General features: G+C 44.1%; 2 protein-coding genes and 1 tRNA gene. All 3 read left to right on the top strand.

Annotated features, from left to right (window positions below):
- Nucleotides 1-772 precede the first annotated feature (772 nt).
- The 3 genes from RMO35_RS03825 (at nucleotide 773) to aqpZ (ending at nucleotide 3,001) form a co-directional block, all read left to right on the top strand.
- A tRNA-Gln gene (locus RMO35_RS03825) sits at nucleotides 773-844 on the top strand.
- Nucleotides 845-936: 92 nt separating this feature from the next.
- Entirely contained in the window at nucleotides 937-1,758 is an 822-nt protein-coding gene (locus RMO35_RS03820; protein WP_309738674.1) for an HAD family hydrolase, read from the top strand.
- Between the two features lie 430 nt (nucleotides 1,759-2,188).
- Nucleotides 2,189-3,001 carry an aquaporin Z gene (aqpZ, locus tag RMO35_RS03815; RefSeq protein ID WP_396135596.1) on the top strand — a complete coding sequence of 271 codons (813 nt, stop codon included), beginning with the start codon at nucleotides 2,189-2,191 and terminating at the stop codon, nucleotides 2,999-3,001.
- The last annotated feature ends 230 nt before the right edge of the window (nucleotides 3,002-3,231 follow it).

Raw genomic sequence — 3,231 nt, 5'->3', positions numbered from 1 at the left:
TATCCCACCGTATGCTGGTGGGGGGACTCGTTCCCACAAAGGTGCAATTTGAGCAATTTTCATTATAATTCTCCTGGAACATATGATGTCACTAGCGATCGGCTATACAAAATCCGCTTGGTTTAGCACGATTAAGTGTCGTCGTTTCAGCAGTCAAACCGAACTGTCGCTCGCTAGTAATTCATGAAAAATATCTTAAATAAGCTTGCGTTGATACTTTGAAAACGTTGCCTGTCAACAGTCTTGACCTGCTTGACTGGAGTATTTAGTTTTACATTTGTTTGTAAACATTCCTATATTTTAAACACTTGATTTTGACTATTCCGATTATCTTAACAAAATCTTTATAATTCATTTGACGAAAAAAATCTCTCACTAATGTTGGGATCTATCGTTGAGATTTGCCAAGCAATGTAGCTTAAATGACAAATATTTGGTCTGGTTGATATTCATTGACAATGTTTGTACCACTCGATACTAGTGCCAATTTTACGGAGAGAATGTCTGATTTAATACCGCACGATCGCCCTACTGACGGTTTGCTAAAATAAGTAGACTAACCCTCTTCTATACCTAATCACAAACTTAACTCAACTAGTAACTACCATAAGGATGATGTTCGAGCCATTACCAATGAGCGGCTTTACCTCTTTGGGATAGCGACTCGTTCGTGTAACGTATGCAAAGCATAATCGCCATGCTCAAAAAATTCCCACAGCAATGCTTGACACTTACCCAGCTAGCTGTGCTATATTAAATAGTGTTATTGCAATGGGGTGTCGCCAAGTGGTAAGGCATCTGGTTTTGGTCCAGACATTCCGAGGTTCGAATCCTTGCACCCCAGTTAAATCCACCCTTATTGTCGAAACAGATTCGGAGTCTAATCTCTTTTAAGGATCTGAAGCTTGGTTACGTTAGTCAAAGGAAAACAAAGGTATGAATGCTGCGCGAATTCTCGCCCTTGATTTCGATGGGGTAATCTGCGATGGAATGGCAGAGTATTGGCAGACGGCATGGCGAACCTACACGCAGGTGTGGCAGTTAGACCGATTGGAGCCGTCGCCAGGTGTTGCCGAAAAGTTTCGAGAATTGCGTCCGCTTATCGAAGTCGGCTGGGAAATGCCCGTACTAATTCGGGCACTGAGTTTAGGCATTTCTACCGAGAGAATGCAAAGTTCTTGGCAGCGGATCCGCGATCGCATCTTAGCAGATAGTCGGCTTAGCGGGGTCAAAGTCAGTCAGCAGCTAGATTCGGTTCGCGATAGCTGGATTCAACAGGATTCCGCGAGTTGGCTGGGACTGCACCAGTTTTATCCAGGTGTGGTAGATATGCTCAAAGATCTTCCCAATCGCAAGATTCAGCCGATAATTATCACCACCAAGGAAAGTCGGTTTGTCACTCAATTGCTGCACGAACAGGGCGTCGAGCTAGCGAGTGAGTTTGTCTGGGGCAAAGAACTCAAACGTAGTAAAACAGACAGCCTCAAGCTAATCCTCGATCGCGGTGCCAAAAAATCGCCGACTGTCTGGTTTGTCGAAGATCGGCTGCCGACGCTGGCTAAAATTGCCACTCAGCCAGAACTCGAATCGGTCAAGCTATATTTAGCTGAATGGGGCTACAATACAGTTGCCGAGCGCGAAGCGACACTGCAACAGTCGCGGATTCAGACTTTGGCACTAGCAGATCTAGCCACACTCGGCGGTACTGTCAAGAAAACCGCAGCTAGTAAAATTGAAGCTGTGGATTTAGTATCGTAACCGAAATTATTTGCGATCGAGCCTAAGCCAGCAGCTCAGGCTCCAGACAATTATATTAACAGCACAGAACGAGTCGATCGCTCTGTGCTGTTATTTTTAGCTGTATGCGAACAGGGCGTTGCTGGATTAGGGTATGACTTTGGATCTTTTCTGTACAAACTGATTCCTCCCTGTCTTGTCTCGCTATACCGTCGGGAAACAAAGGCGTGCGCAAGCGGCAACTCCCAACCCCATCACTATCAATTTCATACTTCGATCTAGCAACGCCTGCGAACAGCTATCCGTAGATTTGGATTCGAGATGCTCTTGTTGCCAAGACAAAAACTACAATTGAAAGCATTACTATATGTTACGAAGTGAGGATCGAAAATAGGTGTAGCAACGACAATGACAACAATTGTCGAGCTAATTTTGAATTAACACAATGACTATCCCACTAACCAAACGTTGTATTGCCGAATTTATAGGTACCTTCTGGCTAGTGCTAGGTGGGTGTGGCAGTGCCGTATTTGCCGCCGCTTACACTGATGTCAGTACTCAAGGTGCATCCACTGTTAGCGCAGCCGCAACGGCGTCTTTAGGTATCGGTACTTTGGGAGTTTCTTTTGCCTTTGGCTTGACAGTATTAACTATGGCATATGCGATCGGACATATCTCTGGCTGCCATCTCAATCCTGCCGTATCATTTGGACTATGGGCGGGTAAGCGATTTCCAGCATCAGAATTATTGCCATACATTATCGCTCAAGTTGGTGGCGCGATCGTCGCAGCATTTGTTATTTACCTGATTGCATCGGGTAAATATAATGGTTTTACACTTTCAGGTAGTGGCCCATTGGCAACTAACGGTTTTGAGATTCATTCACCGCAGCGGTATTCCTTGTTATCTTGTTTTATCACTGAAGTAGTCATGACATTCATGTTTTTAATGGTGATATTGGGGATTACAGATCGTCGCGCACCGCAAGGTTTTGCCCCTGTTGCGATTGGATTGATGCTAGCGTTAATTCATCTAATTAGTATTCCGATCACCAATACATCTGTAAATCCAGCTAGAAGCACAGGGCCAGCTCTAGTTGTGGGGATATTTGGAAATACGGGTTTAATCGGACAATTGTGGCTATTTTGGGTGGCACCAATTTTAGGCGCGATCGCGGCTGGATTGTTTTATAATGCGATTTTTGAGGGAGCAGATCTGAGCCGCACCAAAAATTTAGATAATTCTGTTAGTGGGAACCTGTAATTTAATTGCAGGTTAATAATGGCATTTTTTGCAATTTATTCAATGCCAGCTTAATTTAGATTTTGAAGTGGATCGATCGTGAGCATCGATCCACTTTTTTAGTTTTCAACTATTGTAATGGCTATTTTTACGAGCCAACAGTCAGCATTCAGGTTGTAGGTTCGATTGAGATGACAATTCGATCGGGCAATCCTAGCAGCTAAACTTTTCGCATGTTGCTAAACCGTTGG

Source organism: Chamaesiphon sp. OTE_20_metabat_361 (genome assembly GCF_031364565.1).
Note: the sequence above shows the minus strand (reverse complement) of the source record. Positions and strands in the feature narration are given on the sequence as shown.

What these genes read in the sequence shown, in the direction of transcription:
- RMO35_RS03820 (WP_309738674.1), top strand. Translation starts at nt 937, where the DNA reads ATGAATGCTGCGCGAATTCTCGCCCTTGATTTCGATGGGGTAATCTGC.